Annotated in this window: 14 protein-coding genes and 1 tRNA gene; 11 read left to right on the top strand and 4 right to left on the bottom strand. The window is 62.8% G+C overall.

All coding sequences use genetic code 11. The features are described from left to right. Positions 1 to 81: 81 nt before the first annotated feature. Genes ACM62G_RS07580 through thiO form a run of 7 tightly spaced genes read left to right on the top strand, consistent with a single transcriptional unit; the run spans position 82 to position 6,922 of the window. Positions 82 to 549 carry a GspH/FimT family pseudopilin gene (locus tag ACM62G_RS07580; RefSeq protein WP_273824795.1) on the top strand — a complete coding sequence of 156 codons (468 nt, stop codon included), beginning with the start codon at positions 82 to 84 and terminating at the stop codon, positions 547 to 549. Then, positions 549 to 1,019 carry a type IV pilus modification protein PilV gene (gene pilV, locus ACM62G_RS07575; RefSeq protein ID WP_054063780.1) on the top strand — a complete coding sequence of 157 codons (471 nt, stop codon included), beginning with the start codon at positions 549 to 551 and terminating at the stop codon, positions 1,017 to 1,019. The genes ACM62G_RS07580 and pilV overlap by 1 nt, the downstream gene beginning before the upstream one ends. Next, positions 1,016 to 1,735 carry a PilW family protein gene (locus ACM62G_RS07570; protein WP_416771723.1) on the top strand — a complete coding sequence of 240 codons (720 nt, stop codon included), beginning with the start codon at positions 1,016 to 1,018 and terminating at the stop codon, positions 1,733 to 1,735. The genes pilV and ACM62G_RS07570 overlap by 4 nt, the downstream gene beginning before the upstream one ends. Before the next feature lie 8 nt (positions 1,736 to 1,743). Continuing rightward, complete coding sequence (locus tag ACM62G_RS07565; RefSeq protein WP_419736956.1) at positions 1,744 to 2,238, top strand: pilus assembly PilX family protein; 495 nt, start codon at positions 1,744 to 1,746, stop codon at positions 2,236 to 2,238. Further along, positions 2,225 to 5,356 carry a pilus assembly protein gene (locus ACM62G_RS07560; protein ID WP_419736955.1) on the top strand — a complete coding sequence of 1,044 codons (3,132 nt, stop codon included), beginning with the start codon at positions 2,225 to 2,227 and terminating at the stop codon, positions 5,354 to 5,356. Before ACM62G_RS07565 ends, ACM62G_RS07560 begins: the two co-directional genes overlap by 14 nt. 12 nt (positions 5,357 to 5,368) lie before the next feature. After that, the gene (locus ACM62G_RS07555; RefSeq protein ID WP_273824792.1) at positions 5,369 to 5,767 is read left to right on the top strand and encodes a type IV pilin protein; all 399 of its coding nucleotides are present in this window, start codon (positions 5,369 to 5,371) and stop codon (positions 5,765 to 5,767) included. A gap of 51 nt (positions 5,768 to 5,818) precedes the next feature. Continuing rightward, positions 5,819 to 6,922: a glycine oxidase ThiO gene (gene thiO, locus ACM62G_RS07550; protein WP_419736954.1), complete on the top strand. Its 1,104-nt coding sequence runs from the start codon at positions 5,819 to 5,821 to the stop codon at positions 6,920 to 6,922. A 37-nt stretch (positions 6,923 to 6,959) separates the two neighbouring features. On the opposite strand, the gene ACM62G_RS07545 is transcribed toward thiO, so the two are convergent. The 4 genes from ACM62G_RS07545 to ACM62G_RS07530 form a co-directional block, all read right to left on the bottom strand. Then, positions 6,960 to 8,303, bottom strand: coding sequence for a sigma-54-dependent transcriptional regulator (locus tag ACM62G_RS07545; protein ID WP_273824790.1), 1,344 nt, complete (start codon positions 8,301 to 8,303; stop codon positions 6,960 to 6,962). A 2-nt stretch (positions 8,304 to 8,305) separates the two neighbouring features. Further along, complete coding sequence (locus ACM62G_RS07540) at positions 8,306 to 9,895, bottom strand: sensor histidine kinase (RefSeq protein WP_419736953.1); 1,590 nt, start codon at positions 9,893 to 9,895, stop codon at positions 8,306 to 8,308. Beyond that, positions 9,885 to 10,118 (bottom strand): PP0621 family protein, encoded by a 234-nt coding sequence (locus tag ACM62G_RS07535; RefSeq protein ID WP_273824788.1) that lies wholly within the window; start codon positions 10,116 to 10,118, stop codon positions 9,885 to 9,887. The genes ACM62G_RS07540 and ACM62G_RS07535 overlap by 11 nt, the downstream gene beginning before the upstream one ends. Positions 10,119 to 10,253: 135 nt before the next feature. Next, positions 10,254 to 11,270: an outer membrane protein assembly factor BamD gene (locus tag ACM62G_RS07530; protein WP_054059023.1), complete on the bottom strand. Its 1,017-nt coding sequence runs from the start codon at positions 11,268 to 11,270 to the stop codon at positions 10,254 to 10,256. Positions 11,271 to 11,420: 150 nt separating this feature from the next. Between ACM62G_RS07530 and rluD the strand changes: the two genes are divergently transcribed. The 4 genes from rluD to ACM62G_RS07510 all read left to right on the top strand — a co-directional run bounded on the left by rluD (position 11,421) and on the right by ACM62G_RS07510 (position 16,187). Continuing rightward, the gene (gene rluD / locus ACM62G_RS07525) at positions 11,421 to 12,383 is read left to right on the top strand and encodes a 23S rRNA pseudouridine(1911/1915/1917) synthase RluD (protein ID WP_026145391.1); all 963 of its coding nucleotides are present in this window, start codon (positions 11,421 to 11,423) and stop codon (positions 12,381 to 12,383) included. Next, positions 12,380 to 13,105, top strand: a complete 726-nt coding sequence (gene pgeF / locus ACM62G_RS07520) for a peptidoglycan editing factor PgeF (protein ID WP_054063786.1) — start codon at positions 12,380 to 12,382, stop codon at positions 13,103 to 13,105. Before rluD ends, pgeF begins: the two co-directional genes overlap by 4 nt. A 130-nt stretch (positions 13,106 to 13,235) precedes the next feature. Further along, on the top strand, positions 13,236 to 15,800 hold the full coding sequence (gene clpB, locus ACM62G_RS07515) for an ATP-dependent chaperone ClpB (protein WP_054059021.1): 2,565 nt from the start codon (positions 13,236 to 13,238) through the stop codon (positions 15,798 to 15,800). A 311-nt stretch (positions 15,801 to 16,111) separates the two neighbouring features. Further along, positions 16,112 to 16,187, top strand: a tRNA-Asn gene (locus ACM62G_RS07510). The last annotated feature ends 5 nt before the right edge of the window (positions 16,188 to 16,192 follow it).

Below are 16,192 nucleotides of genomic sequence, written 5' to 3'. Positions count from 1 at the left end.
CGAGAAAACAACCGTACGTCCCGGCGACGAATGTTCCAGGTTGTAGAGCCAGTTATAGTCCAGGTACTCGAGAGGTGCGCCATGGACAGTGGTAACAAGGGATTTACGCTGGTCGAGCTGATGGTAGCTGTTGTGGTCTTCGCGATTCTCGCGGCGATTGCGTTGCCATCCTATAAGAGCTCCGTCGACCGATCCAAGGCCGATACCGAGGTCAACGATCTGATGCGGGGGCTCAGTTACGCGCGCCTGGAGGCGATCGACCGGGGGATCAGCACGCGTATCCGCCCCAGGGTACTCAACAGCGCGTGGACCAGCGAACTGGTGGTGATGTCGGTGGCTGATGATGCGGCAGGCCGTACCAACTACTACCAGGTGATTCCGCTGATGAGCAGTGGGGCTACGCTGAACGTGACGGCCGGGGTCAACAGCCTGGATTTCAACAACCTGGGCGGGGTGTCCGCAGCCGCGACCTTTGTCTACACCCTCGGCGCACAGACCCGAACCGTGAATGTCTGCCTGAACGGCAAGATCGTCCTGGGGAGTTGCTGATGCCAGGAACCATTGGTGCAAGGCAGGCTGGCCTGACCCTGATCGAGGTCATGGTGTCGCTGCTGATTCTCGCTGTCGGCCTGCTGGGCGCGGCGGCCATCCAGCTCAACGCGCTGAAGTACACCGACAGCTCGATGATGACCAGCCAGGCCAGTTTCATCGCCTATGACATGCTCGACCGTATCCGCGCGAATCCCGACGCGAACTACGCCGTGAGCAACCTGCAGGGCATCACGGCAACGGCGGGTTCCACCGCGGCCCGGGATGCCGACCTCTACGATTTCAAGAACAACATCAATAACTTTGCCGCGACGGATGGCAGTGGCAGCATTGCGGTCAACAACCGGGTAGTGACCATCACCATTGGCTGGGGCGACAAGCGCGCCGATGACGCGACGACGGCGAATGCGCCGACCCGCACCTTTGTCCTGACCAGCCGGGTGGCCACCGACCCCGTGGTGACGCCATGAAAAGGCTGCCCAGGGGCTTTGGCCTGGTCGAGCTGATGATCGCCCTCGTTCTCGGCCTGGTGATCGTGGCAGGTATCACCCAGATATTCCTCTCCGCCAGGAACACCTACGCCAGCCAGAACGCGGCAGCCGGGATGCAGGAGGATGCGCGTTTCATCCTGAGCAAGATGATTCAGGAAATCCGCATGGTCGGGATGTTCGGCTGCCTCACCACCGCGGCGATCGTCGATGGGAGCAACCCCGCCACCTTTGCCACGAATGCCGCTACCCCGATCTCCTGGAACAATGCCAACAAGTCGCTGGTTCTGGTAACGGCTGATATTGGCACCGGGGGCGGCGTACCCACCTGGACGATCACGTCCGATTGTCGCACCACCGCCACGGCCTACACCGGAGCAGCGGTGGCACCCAGTGGGCAGCAGGCGTTCCCCATTCGTAAGCTGACCTACACCTATGCCGGCAACCAGCTATTGCTGCTGGCAGGGACGGGGACCGGCACGGGGGCGGCGTTGGTCAACAATGTCGCGGCCTTCGACGTGAAGTTCGGTGTGGCCGCCAATGCCACCGACACCGCTGTGCTCAATTACAACAGCAACCCCAGCGATCCGGCCACCATCCGCAGCGTTCGGCTGAGCATCACCCTCTCCGACCCGAGCAATCGGGTCAGAAACCAGACCTTCACGGCGGTGGCCGCCTTGCGAAACCGGCTTCAGTAGGTGCGAGCATGAATCTCTCACGGCAAGACCCAATCCATAGATGCCGCAGACAGCAGGGCGGCATGGCGTTGCTGGTCAGCCTGGTGTTTCTCCTGCTGTTGACCCTGATCGGCATTTCCTCCATGCAAAGTGCGACGTTGCAGGAAAAAATGGCCGGTAGCGTGACCCTGCGCAACACCTCCTTCCAGACCGCCGAGGCCGTCCTGCGGATGGGCGAGAATGCGGTTCAGCAGAGCAATTACTCGCTGGCGGTCTGCACCACGGTCGTCCGCTGTGCGCCACCCCCCGAGTCCGCGACCCTGGTGGCGGCGCAGACGGACCCCACATCGGGGGTGATCTGGGTGGCGGCGGGCAGCGGCTTCTATGGGGTACAGAACATCGGAACCTCGATGACGGCGGTCGGCCTGCCGAGCAACACTTCCGCGACCCTGTATCGCATCACCGCAGTCGCCATTTCGGGCAATTCGCGTACGGTTCTGGAGAGCATCTATGCCAAGTACTAGACCTCGCGACAGTTGGGCCCGGCGTTGCCTGAGAGTGGCGGCGGGGGCCTTGCTGGGGCTGTATCTCGGTGCGCCGGCCTACGCCTTTACCCCCGCGGACGCTCCTCTGCTGAGCGCGGCAGCCGTTGCTCCCAACGTCATGTTGCTGGTCGACGACTCCGGCAGTATGAACAGCATCATCTGGGCGACCGACTTCGACCCCAATGCGAACTGGGGGAGTGTCGCGAACTGCAACTCGGACTTCCTGTGTCTTGGCGCGCAAACGCTGGACGCTGACGATACCAATATCTTCGTTGGCAACCTCTATCGGGGCGGCTGCTCCCTGAGCGGCAACTGGTATGGCTTCTACAGGGGGCTGCTGCAGTCGCCCATCTGCCTGCGCCTGCCTGATCCTGTGGGGGGCGGCAATACCCGCTATTCGACGGCCTACCTGGCCTATCTGCTGAGGAAGGCCAACGGGGTGAACACCGACTTCACCACCGGTACGCTGGTACCCAACGACTATCGCATCAACGTCGCGCGGGAGGTCTCCAAGACCCTGGTGACGCAGAACCGTTCGCTGCGCATCGGCCTGGCGACCTTCAATCCACCGTCCTTCGGCGATCCCGGTCCTGGCGGCTATATCGTCCGTTCGGTCGCTGATCTGTCACCCGTCAGTGGCTCGGTGACCCAGACCCAGGCGAACACCAACTACAACTCGTTGATCAGCTCCATCAATGGCCTGAGCGCGATTGCCAACACGCCGCTGGCGGAAACCTACTACGAGATCACTCGCTACTTTCGTGGCATGGCGCCTTACTACAACGCCTCGCCGAGCACCTACACCAGCCCTATCCAGTACCGCTGCCAGAAGAACTACGGCGTGGTGATAACCGACGGGTTGCCGACCTACGACCGGACGTTTCCGTCGAATGATCCCCTGGCCCAGGGGACGAACAGGTTGCCCAACTGGGACGGGAAAAACAACGATGGTGACAACCCCACGGGCGGGGATGGCGAGGGCGACAGCCTGTACCTCGATGATATTGCCAAGTTTGCCTATGACATCGACATGCGTTCATCCGGAACCGATGCCGCAGGCAAGAGCTGGGACAGCGCCGATTTTCCGAAACAGAACATGAGCACCTACACGGTAGGGTTCACGGCGTCCAACCAGATGCTCTCCGATGCCGCCAACTATGGGCAGGGCAGGTACTACCAGGCGATCGACAGCGCCGGCTTGAGCACCGCGTTGTCCGCCGCCTTCAGCGACATCACCTCCAAGGCCGGCTCCGGCGGTGGTGGTTCGGCCATTGCCGGTACCGCTTCCACGAGCGCCAGTTACTTCCAGACCGGCTACGACCCGGCGGATTGGCGCGGTACGATCAAGTCGTACGGTTTCAACAGCAATGGCACGGTCAATACCGCCTTGCTGAACTGGAGCACCGACACCACCATCCGGACCAGCTCCACCGCGCCCCTGTATCAGTCATGGAATACCACGAGCAATGCGGTGGTTGCCCTGGCGTTCAACAACTTTTCCACGACGCAACGCGCTGCGCTCAACCAGGGCCTGCCGACCGGGATCGTCGGCAACGACCTGGTGGAATGGAGCAAGGGCACCAACAAGACCGGGCTGAAGACACGTACGAGGCTGCTCGGCGATATCATCAACTCGCCCCTGGTGGTGGCCTCGCCCACGGAGCAGACCGCTTCCGACCTGGTGGGCGACAGCAGCTACAGCGCCTACCTGAGCACCAAGGCCACCGGGATGAACAGCAACCTGGTGGTCAATGGCAACGATGGCTTCATGAGCGTGATCAATTCGAGCAGCGGTGCCCGGGTGTACGCCTACATGCCCAGCAGTGTGCTGCCATCGCTGCATTTCATTGCCGACCCGGCCTACATCAACGGCACCAGCCACAAATTCCTCAATGACGGTCAGGTCGGCGTATTCGATGCGCAGTTCAACAACAACGCCTGGAAGACCGTGGCGCTGGGTGGGGTGGGGGCAGGTGGCAAGGCATTCTTTGCCGTGCAGTTGTTCGATGCCACGCTGGGCAACGCCTACAACGCCCTTTGGGAATTGCGCGCCCCCGATACGGCGGATACCAGCAACCCGTTGAACGATATCGGATACGCCTACGCCAAGCCCGAAGTCGCCCGATTGCCCGATGGCCGCTGGGCGGCGTTCATCGCCAACGGCTATGGCAGCAACTCCGGTGTCGCGGCGTTGTACATCGTCGATATCCGCGACGGTTCGCTGATCAGGAAGATCGTGGTCGACAGCAGCGAAACCACCAATGGCCTGTCCTCGGTGAAGCTGAAAGTGAATGCCCAGAATGTGGTCCAGGCCGCGTATGGCGGTGATCTCAAGGGGCGTATGTGGAAGTTCGACCTGAGTTCCACCGCGATCAATAGCTGGGGGCTGGCCTTTGCTGGCTCGCCGCTGTTTACCGCGCCCGGTGGCGCCACCCAGCCGATCACCGCGCAGCCGCTGCTGGTCGACCATCCGATCAACGGCAAGATGGTGTTTTTCGGTACCGGGAAGTTCAATGAGACCGCAGACAAGTTGAGCAAGGACCTGCAGGCTTTCTACGGGATATGGGATGCCGATGGCGGGGCGGGCAGGATTACCGTCAGCAGCCTGGTGGCCCAGTCGATTACCGGGGTGTTCACCTCCAATGGCACCCAGTTCATCACCACCAGCGAGAACCCGGTGGTTTATCCGGCACAGAGCGGCTGGTACCTGCCGCTGATCTACAACAATGTGGCCACCGGCGAGCGGGTGATCTATCCGGCGCGTACGACCCTGGGGCGAGTCGTCTTCACCACCGCCGCCGTCGATACCACCGATCCCTGTGCAAGCTTCGGTACCGGCCGGGTGGTGGAGCTCGATGCGTTCACCGGGAAAATGCTCAGCTATGCAGTGCTCGACACCAATGGCGACGGGGTCGTCAACAGCAGCGACCTGCGTTCGAGCGGGTTCAACTTTTCCTCTATCCCGAATCTGACCGGCATCATGGGGGGCAGTGGGGCCCAGACCAAAATCTTCAGTGACTCCAGCGGCGGCACCACCTCCATGGCGGAAAAGGGCGGTGGCGGCAGTCGACGGATCATGTGGCGACAAATCCAATAGGGAAGAGCGTGTATGAAGCAGGCAGCCAAAGGCTTCACCTTGATCGAACTCATGATTGTCGTGGCCATTGTCGGTATCCTTGCGGCGGTGGCGTATCCCAGTTACATCGAGTACTCCAAGCGTACCCACCGTACGGAGATTGCCGGACTGCTCTCGGAGCAGGCGCAGAATCTGGAGCGTTACTATTCGAGGAACGGTTTTTATACGAATGCCGTAGTCTCCACCGGGAACAGCTACTACTCGATTGCGTCTACCTTGAACGCCCAGGACTTCACCCTGACGGCGACGGCGTCGACAGGTTCGATGATGGTGGGTGACAAGTGTGGCGGCTTCACGATTACCCAGACGGGGGCACGTAGCAACCCGGGCGCCAGCTCAGGTGTGACGACAAAGGACTGTTGGGGGCGCTGATTGTTTTTCAGGGGGCGACTGGGCGCGCTCCCCACAGGTTTGGATCAAGAGATGAGCAGGCAGCAGCAAGTGATAATCGTGGGGGGCGGGGTGATCGGCTTGTTGACCGCCTTCAATCTGGCGGCGAGTGTCGATCGGGTGGTGCTGCTCGATCGCGCAGGCCTGGGCCAGGAGTCTTCCTGGGCCGGCGGTGGGATCGTCTCGCCGTTGTACCCGTGGCGCTACAGTGCGGCCGTCACGGCCCTGGCCCATTGGTCACAGGATTTTTATCCACAGCTGGGCGAGCGGTTGTTCGCCAGTACCGGGGTCGACCCGCAGGTCCATGTCACCGGCCTTTACTGGCTGGACCTCGATGATGAGGCCCAAGCCCTGGCCTGGGCCGAGCGTGAGCAACGTCCATTGAGCCGCGTCGACATCTCGGCGGTTCGCGATGCGGTACCGGTGATGGGGCAGGGCTACTCCCGGGCGATCCATATGGCCCATGTCGCCAACGTGCGTAACCCGCGGCTGGTGAAGTCGCTCAAGGCGGCCTTGCAGGCGTTGCCCAACGTCACGATCCATGAGCATTGCGAAGTTGGCGACTTCATTCGCGACGGCGAGAAAGTGATCGGCGTGCACACGTCGCTGGGTGAGCTGCATGCCGAGCAGGTGGTCCTGGCCGCCGGTGCCTGGAGTGGCGAGCTGTTGAAGAACCTGGGGCTGGAACTGCCGGTCGAGCCGGTCAAGGGCCAGATGATTCTCTACAAGTGTGCCGCGGACTTCCTGCCCAGCATGATCCTGGCCAAGGGGCGTTATGCGATCCCGCGGCGTGACGGGCATATTCTGATCGGCAGCACCCTGGAGCACGAAGGGTTCGACAAGACGCCGACCTTGTCCGCGCTGGACAGCCTGAAGGCGTCGGCGGTGGAGTTGATTCCGGCGCTGGCGGGTATGGAGCCGGTTGCCCACTGGGCCGGGTTGCGGCCAGGGTCGCCGGAGGGCATTCCCTTTATCGGACCGGTGCCCGGTTTCGAGGGGCTCTGGCTCAACTGTGGGCACTATCGCAATGGCCTGGTGTTGGCGCCGGCGTCCTGCCAACTGTTTGCCGACCTGCTGCTGGGGCGCGAGCCGATCATTGATCCGGCGCCATATGCCCCTGCGGAGCGCCTTCTGTAGGGATCGGGACGCCGGCCCGCCGCGAATGGGCGAGGCATCAGTCCAGCCCCAGTTTCTTCAGGCGATAGCGCATCGAACGAAATGACAGGCTCAGACGCTGGGCCGCCGCCGTGCGGTTCCAGCGGGTCTCCTCCAGGGCCTGGAGGATCAGCTTGCGTTCGACGCTCTCCAGGTAATCCTCAAGGTTGTCGATCTGCGCCAGGCTCGGTTCGCCGGCCTCGGCCGTGTTGCCTGCGGATTCCGCCAGGCGCAGGTCGCTGGCTTCGATCTGGTCGTTTTCGCAGAGGGTGTAGGCCCGTTCGAGCATGTTCTCCAGTTCCCGCACGTTGCCGGGGAAGCGGTAGCCCTTGAGCGTTTCCAGCGCCTGCGGGTGCAGCCTGGCGGCCGGCTGGCCGCTGCCGGAGGCCAGACGCTGGAGTACATTGGCCGCCAGTGGCTCGATATCGTCCCGGCGCTCACGCAGGGCCGGGACGCGCAGTTCGATGACATTCAGTCGGTAGTACAGATCCTGGCGAAAGCGCTCGGCAGCGACTTCGGCGGTCAGGTCCTTGTGGGTGGCGCAGAGGATGCGCACATCAACCACTTCCTCCTGCTGCCCGCCGATGCTGCGTACGGCCTTCTCCTGGATCGCCCGCAGCAGCTTGACCTGCATGGCCAACGGCAGGTCCGCCACCTCGTCGAGGAACAGCGTGCCGCCGTTGGCCGCCTGGAACAGTCCGGGTTTGTCCTCGACCGCACCGCTGAAGCTGCCCTTGCGGTGACCGAAGAATTCGCTTTCCATCAGTTCCGACGGAATCGCCCCGCAGTTGACCGGCACGAACGGTCGTTCGGCACGCGGGCCCTGCTCGTGGATCAGGCGCGCCACCAGTTCTTTGCCGCTGCCTGATTCGCCGCTGATGTACACCGGCGCCTGGCTGCGGGCCAGCTTGTCGATCTGCTTGCGCAGGGCGCGCATGGGCAGCGAGTCGCCCAGAAGACGGGTGTCGATGGTCGTCGGCTTTTGCCCGGCCACCGGCAGCCGCAGGGCACTGGCCACCAGTTCCCGCAGGCGGGCCAGGTCCACTGGCTTGGTGAGGAAGTCGAAGGCGCCGGACTTGAGTGCGTTGATGGCGGTATCGAGGTTGCCGTAGGCGGTGATCATCGCCACCGGCACCTGGGGGTGGCGCTGCTGGATGTGCTGTACCAGTTCCAGGCCGGTGCCATCCGGCAGGCGCATGTCCGTCAGGCACAGGTCGAAGTGGTCCCGGGCGAGTTTTTCCCGGGCTTCGCCGACATTGCGGGCGCTCTGGGTGTCGAGTTTCATCCGGCCCAGAGTGATTTCCAGGAGTTCGCGGATATCCGGCTCATCATCGACGATCAGGACCTTTTGCCGTGGGCTCATGCTCAACTCTGTTTAAGTACGTGTGCGAAGGTGATGCGAAAGCAACTGCCGCCTTCGTGCCTTGAATAGTCTAGGCGGGCCTGGTTGCTTTCGCATAACTCGCGGGACAGGTACAGGCCCAGGCCCGTGCCCTGGCTTTCGGTGGTGAAGAAGGGTTCGAACAGGTGCTGCAACTGCTCCGGAGCGACACCGGGGCCGTTGTCGCGGACCTCGAGCGTCGGCAGATCGTTCCTGCGCTCGCGCGACAGGGTCAGCCAGACTTCGGCCTGGTCATGCAACTGGGCGCTGTAGCGCAGGCCGTTCTCCAGCAGATTGTTCAGCACCTGGGTCATTTGCTGCGGGTCGGCGTGGGTCTTCAGCCAATCGTTCTCGATCCGCAGGTGCAGTTGCTGGCCCGGGCCGGCTCTTTCGCGCCAGTCGCTGACAAAGGCCTGCAGCCAGGGGCTCAGGTCGAGCAATTGTGGCTCGGCCTGGCGTCGCCGCGACAGTTGCAGGACGTTCTCGATCACCAGATTCATGCGCTTGGACTGGTCCTGGATTATTTGCGTGAGACGCCGGTCGGGACCTTGCAGTTCCTCCGATTCCTGCAGCAACTGGGCCGCGTGGCTGATGGCGCCCAGGGGGTTGCGGATTTCGTGGGCGATCCCGGCGGTCAGTCGGCCCAAGGCGGCAAGTTTGAGCTGTTGGGCCTGTTGGGCGATTTTCGACAGGTCTTCGAGGAAGATCAGCGTCTGGCGCTGCTCGCCCCGCTGCAGGGCGATGAAGCTGGGCTGCAGGACCACGTCACTGCCCTCGACCTTGAGGCTTTGCGGGCGCAATGTCGGGTTGCTTTGCCACAGGCGCAGGCGGGCGATCAGCTCCGGCGAGTAGGGGTCGATCACTCGCCCGAGCAGATGCTCCTGGCCCAGCAGCGCGAGCCCACTCTGGTTGACCAGTTGCACGCGATGTTCGGCGTCGAGCACCAGGATGCCGGTGTGCATGCGTTGCAGGATCAGGGCGTTGAGCTCTTCGAGCTTGGTCACGTCGCTGGCACGTTGTTCGGCCAGGGTTTCGCTGACGTTCAGCAGGCGGGTCAGCCCCTGGACGAGGAAGGACGCGGCGAAGCACAGCACGCCCAGCAGCCCGGCCTGCACATAGTAGTTGGCCGCCGCCGGGAGGCTGAAGCTCAGGTAGAAGGTCAGGTAGATGATGCCGCTGGCTGAAATGGCCGCGATCAGCAACCCCATGCGGCCGCGCAGCAGCACGTTGCTGATGGCGACCGAGGCGATCAGCAGGTTGCCCAGACCACTCGGCGGGCCACCTGCGGCATAGAACAGGCCCGACAGCATCACCGCGTCGGCCAGTGCCAGGCTGAAGACCTGGGCCTGGCGCCTGGGGTTTTCCAGCAGCACCACCACCAGGATGTTCAGGATCAGGTAGATCCAACTGCCGGTGCGAAACAGTTCGCCGTCGGTCAGTTCCAGCAGCTTGTCGTCCATCCTGCTGGAAATCAGCAGGACCAGGGCGATGCCGATGCTCAGGCGGTAGAGGTTGTAGAGCCTGAGCAGGCGCTGCGCCTGGGCTCCGCCGAGACCGAAGGTCTCAGCGGTCACGAGGGCCAGGACCTTGCTCGAGGTGAGCCTGGCTGCAATACCACTGTTGCTGCTGGCTCAGAGCGTGGTCCTGGGGCAGGTGCACGCCACAATGGGCACAGCGCACCATGGGGGCAGCGTTGGGTTCGTCGGCGGGGCGGCTGGCGGTTGCGGCCCGTTTGAATTTGCGCCAGAACCATACGGCAGCAGCGATCAGAGCGATCCAGAACAGTAGACGAACCATGGCAACCAGCTTTTCGGCGAATGATCCGGCAGTTTAGCCAAGCTCATGGCATGAGCCCAGTGCAATCGCGGTTGCCTGGGCTGAAGGCAAAAAAAAGAGCCTCGAAAGGCTCTTTTTCCGGCAGGCAACCCTGGCTCAGTCGAACAGGCCGAAGGTCATGTAGCTGAACCACGAACGGTCGCTGTTGTTGCCTTCGGCCTCATGCTGCTCTTCCTGGGCGGCATCGCTTTCGGTCGGCTTCAGGTCGGCCGGGATCGCGTCCTTGGCGTCCTGGAACTGTTTCATCACGTCCTGGTTGGCGCGGGTTTCTCCCGGAGGCAGCGGAGGACGCGACTCGATCAGACCGAGGGTGGCCTTGCTCAGCCAGGAGCGGTTGTCCGCCTCGGCAACGCTTGGCACGAACTGGCCATCAACCAGGCTCGGGTGGTTCGGGTAGTTGGCCTTCAGCACTTCCAGGCTGCTGGCCGCCAGTTCGTCCAGGTGCAGGCGCTGGTAGGCCTCGACCATCACCGCCAGGCCGTCGCCGACCGAAGGGGTTTCCTGGAAATTTTCCACCACATAGCGACCGCGGTTGGCGGCGGCGACGTAGGCCTGACGGGTCAGGTAGTAGTCGGCCACGTGGATTTCGTAGGCCGCCAGCAGGTTGCGCAGGTAGATCATGCGCTGCTTGGCGTCCGGCGCGTAGCGGCTGTTGGGGTAGCGGCTGGTCAGTTGGGCGAACTCGTTGTAGGAGTCGCGGGCGGCACCCGGGTCACGCTTGGTCATGTCCAGCGGCAGGAAGCGTGCCAGCAGGCCGACGTCCTGGTCGAACGAGGTCAGGCCCTTGAGGTAGTAGGCGTAATCCACGTTCGGGTGCTGCGGGTGCAGGCGGATGAAACGCTCGGCGGCGGACTTGGCGGCTTCCGGCTCGGAGTTCTTGTAGTTGGCGTAGATCAGTTCGAGCTGTGCCTGGTCGGCATAGCGCCCGAACGGATAACGCGACTCCAGGGCCTTGAGCTTGGCGGTGGCGGCGGTGTAGCTGTTGTTGTCCAGGTCGGCCTGTGCCTGCTGGTACAGCTCGACTTCGCTCAGGTTTTCGTCGACGACTTCCTTCGATGAGCAAGCAGCGGTCAGTGCGAGGATGGCGATCAGCAGCAGGTGTTTCACTTGCATGGCGGCTTGCGTCCCTATGACGGCCGCTGTCTTGGGCGGAGCCGTCCTGTTATGATGAACGCCCCGTTGAAAGCCTCGGGGCAAAAGACGCCGTATTTAACCACAAGCGCGCAGCCGAAACCAAAGGCTGTGCCGACGCCCAGTCCGAGCATGTCCGATAAAATTGAACTTCGCGCAGAGGTGCCGTCCGAGCTGGGCGGTCAACGCCTCGATCAAGTCGCCGCCCAACTGTTTTCCGAGCATTCGCGCTCGCGCCTTTCCACCTGGATCAAGGACGGCCGCCTGACGGTGGATGGTGCGGTGATCCGCCCGCGCGATATCGTCCACGGCGGCTCCGTTCTCGAACTGACCGCCGAACAGGAAGCCCAGGGCGAGTGGGTGGCCCAGGACATCGAGCTCGATATCGTCTACGAAGATGACGATATCCTGGTGATCAACAAGCCGGCGGGCCTGGTGGTGCACCCGGCTGCCGGGCATGCCAGCGGTACCCTGCTCAACGCCCTGCTGCACCACGTGCCGGACATCGTCAACGTGCCCCGTGCCGGTATCGTGCACCGGCTCGACAAGGACACCACCGGGCTGATGGTGGTGGCCAAGACCATCCAGGCGCAGACGCAACTGGTGGCCCAGTTGCAGAGCCGTACCGTCAGCCGCATCTATGAATGCATCGTGATCGGCGTGGTCACCGCGGGCGGCAAGATCAATGCCCCGATCGGCCGGCACGGCCAGCAGCGCCAGCGCATGGCGGTGATGGAAGGCGGCAAGCCGGCGGTCAGCCATTACCGTGTGCTCGAGCGCTTCCGCTCCCATACCCATGTGCGGGTGAAGCTGGAAACCGGTCGGACCCACCAGATCCGCGTGCACATGGCGCACATCAATTTCCCGTTGGTGGGTGACCCTGTCTACGGTGGACGTTTCCGGATTCCACCGGCAGCCAGCCCGACCATGGTCGACTCGCTGAAAAACTTCCCGCGCCAGGCACTGCACGCACGGTTCCTGGAGCTGGAGCATCCGACCACCGGCAAGCGCATGAGCTGGGAGTCGCCGCTGCCGGACGATTTCGTCTGGCTGCTGTCGCTGCTCAAGCAGGACCGCGAGGCATTCGTCGGGTGAGCGATTTCCTGATTCCGGACTGGCCTGCGCCGGCGCGGGTCAGGTCCTGCGTTACCACTCGGGCGGGTGGTGTCAGCCAGGCACCGTTCGACAGCCTGAACCTGGGCGATCATGTCGAGGATGACCCGGCCGCGGTCGCGGAAAACCGCCGACGCCTCAATAGCGCCTTCTCCATCCGCCCGGCCTGGCTGCGCCAGGTGCACGGCGTGGGGGTGGTCGAGGCTGATCCGCAGGTGACCGCCGAGGCCGATGGCAGTTGGACGATGACGCCTGGGGTGGCTTGTACGGCGATGACCGCCGACTGTCTGCCGGCGTTGTTCTGTGATCGTGCCGGCACCCGGGTAGCGGCGGCCCATGCCGGTTGGCGTGGCCTGGCGGCGGGCGTGCTGGAGGCGACAGTCGACCGCCTCGACGTGGCGTCCTCGGAGATTCTGGTCTGGCTCGGACCGGCCATCGGTCCCCGGGCGTTCGAAGTGGGGGCGGAAGTGCGCGAAGCCTTCATCGCCACTCATCCGGAAACCATCGAAGCCTTCGTCCCCAGCTGCAACGCCGGCCGCTTCATGGCCGACATCTATGCCCTGGCCCGCCTGCGTCTGGCGGCACGTGGGGTCACCGCCGTTTACGGTGGCGGCTTCTGTACCGTCTCCGATCCACGCTTCTATTCCTACCGGCGCAGCCCACGCACCGGCCGTTTCGCCTCCCTGGTCTGGCTCGCCGACTAGACTGTCCTGACCTGCGTCAATCGTTCGGCGCTTGAAACTCCCAGAATCGCCCGTATCTATAAATGCATCTGGCAGGCTTCTCCATTCAGGTGTGTCCATCGCTCCGGCCTGCTCAAAAGGAAGGTGACTAATGCGTATAGACCGATTAACCAGCAAATTGCAGTTGGCTTTGTCCGATGCCCAATCCCTGGCCGTTGGCCTCGATCATCCGGCCATCGAACCGACCCACCTGTTGCAGGCATTGCTGGAACAGCAGGGTGGTTCGATCAAACCCCTGCTGATGCAGGTTGGCTTCGAGGTCAACAGCCTGCGCAAGGAATTGAGCAAGGAACTCGACAAGCTGCCGAAAATCCAGAATCCCACCGGCGACGTCAACATGTCGCAGGATCTGGCGCGCCTGTTGAACCAGGCCGACCGCCTGGCCCAGCAGAAGGGCGACCAATTCATCTCCAGCGAACTGGTGTTGCTCGCCGCCATGGACGAGAACAGCAAGCTGGGCAAGTTGCTGCTCGGCCAGGGCGTCAGCAAGAAGGCCCTTGAGAACGCGATCAACAACCTGCGCGGCGGCGCGGCGGTCAATGACGCCAACGTCGAGGAGTCGCGCCAGGCCCTGGACAAGTACACCGTCGACCTGACCAAGCGCGCCGAGGACGGCAAGCTCGACCCGGTGATCGGTCGCGACGACGAGATTCGCCGTACCATCCAGGTGCTGCAACGGCGGACCAAGAACAACCCGGTGCTGATCGGCGAGCCTGGTGTGGGCAAGACCGCCATCGCCGAGGGCCTGGCCCAGCGCATCATCAATGGTGAAGTGCCCGACGGCCTCAAGGGCAAGCGCCTGCTGTCGCTGGACATGGGCGCGCTGATCGCCGGGGCCAAGTACCGCGGTGAGTTCGAGGAGCGCCTCAAGGCACTGCTCAATGAACTGTCGAAGCAGGAAGGGCAGATCATCCTGTTCATCGACGAACTGCACACCATGGTCGGCGCCGGCAAGGGCGAGGGCTCGATGGATGCGGGCAACATGCTCAAGCCGGCCCTGGCCCGCGGTGAGCTGCATTGCGTCGGTGCGACCACCCTCAACGAGTACCGTCAATATATAGAGAAGGATGCGGCGCTCGAGCGACGCTTCCAGAAGGTGCTGGTGGACGAGCCGAGCGAGGAGGACACCATTGCCATCCTGCGCGGCCTGAAAGAGCGCTATGAAGTGCACCACAAGGTGGCGATCACCGACGGTGCGATCATCGCGGCGGCCAGGCTCAGCCATCGCTACATCACTGATCGTCAGTTGCCGGACAAGGCCATCGACCTGATCGACGAAGCGGCCAGCCGTATCCGCATGGAGATCGACTCCAAGCCGGAAGTGCTCGATCGCCTGGAGCGACGTCTGATCCAGCTCAAGGTCGAAGCTCAGGCCCTGAAGAAAGAGGACGATGAGGCGGCGATCAAGCGCCTGGAAAAACTCCAGGAGGACATCGCCCGGCTGGAGCGCGAGTACTCCGACCTGGAAGACGTCTGGGCCTCGGAGAAGGCCGAGGTGCAGGGTTCGGCGCAGATCCAGCAGAAAATCGAGCAGTCGCGCCAGGAACTGGAGGCAGCGCGCCGCAAGGGCGACCTCAATCGCATGGCCGAATTGCAGTACGGGGTGATCCCGGACCTGGAGCGCAGCCTGCAGATGGTCGACCAGCATGGTCACAGCGAGAATCAGTTGCTGCGCAGCAAGGTCACCGAGGAAGAGATCGCCGAGGTGGTATCGAAGTGGACCGGCATCCCGGTGTCGAAAATGCTCGAGGGCGAGCGTGAGAAGCTGCTGAAGATGGAGAGCCTGCTGCATCAGCGCGTCATCGGCCAGAGCGAGGCCGTGGTGGCGGTGGCCAACGCGGTACGGCGTTCCCGTGCCGGCTTGGCCGACCCGAATCGCCCGAGCGGTTCGTTCATGTTCCTCGGCCCGACCGGGGTCGGCAAGACCGAGCTGTGCAAGGCCCTGGCCGAATTCCTGTTCGACACCGAGGAAGCCATGGTGCGGATCGACATGTCCGAGTTCATGGAGAAACACTCCGTGGCTCGCCTGATCGGTGCGCCTCCGGGGTATGTCGGTTATGAAGAGGGTGGTTACCTGACCGAGGCCGTACGGCGCAAGCCGTATTCGGTGATCCTGCTGGACGAGGTCGAGAAGGCGCATCCGGATGTGTTCAATATCCTGCTGCAGGTGCTGGAAGATGGTCGCCTGACCGACAGTCACGGCCGTACCGTGGATTTCCGCAATACCGTGGTGGTGATGACCTCCAACCTCGGCTCGACGCAGATCCAGGAACTGGTCGGTGATCGAGAGGCCCAGCGGGCGGCGGTCATGGATGCACTGGGCAGCCATTTCCGGCCGGAGTTCATCAACCGGGTCGACGAAGTGGTGATCTTCGAGCCGCTGGCGCGGGATCAGATCGCCGGTATTACCGAGATCCAGTTGGGCCGCCTGCGGGGTCGCCTGGCCGAGCGCGAGCTGACGCTGACGTTGAGTGACGAGGCGTTGGACAAGCTTATCGCCGTGGGGTACGACCCGGTGTATGGTGCGCGGCCGCTGAAGCGGGCGATCCAGCGCTGGATCGAAAACCCGCTGGCCCAGTTGATCCTGTCGGGACGCTTCGTACCGGGGAGCAGCATCACGGGCCAGGTGGAGAACGACGAGATCGTCTTTGCCTGATTGGTGACAGCGCCGAAAGGGCAGGGCCTCGCATCGCGAGGCCTTTTTTTTCGCCAAGGCGTTGAATTCAATGAAAAAGGCTTGTAAAGTGCGCCCCGCAACACGGTCATCCCCGGATCTCCCTGCAAAGGGAATTCCAGAAAAAAGATTGCAAATTCAGTGTCTTGAAAGCAATTTAGGGGTTGACAGAGAGTTGAAAGGTTGTAAAATGACGCGCCTCAGAGACGCAAACGCAGAAATGCGAAAGCGGCGAAGAGTAGGCTTCCAGCGATGGGAGTGAAGCGTTAGAGTTGTAGCTTGAAATGTGTTGTTCCGTGATAGCTCAGTCGGTAGAGCAAATGACTGTTAATCATTGGGTCCCAGGTTCGAGTCCTGGTCACGGAGCCAATTTC

Source organism: Pseudomonas sp. COR18 (assembly GCF_048568395.1).
GTDB classification, from domain to species: Bacteria; Pseudomonadota; Gammaproteobacteria; order Pseudomonadales; family Pseudomonadaceae; genus Aquipseudomonas; species Aquipseudomonas fuscovaginae_B.
The sequence above is the reverse complement of the archived record's forward strand: the minus strand, read 5'-3'. Positions and strand labels throughout refer to the sequence as shown.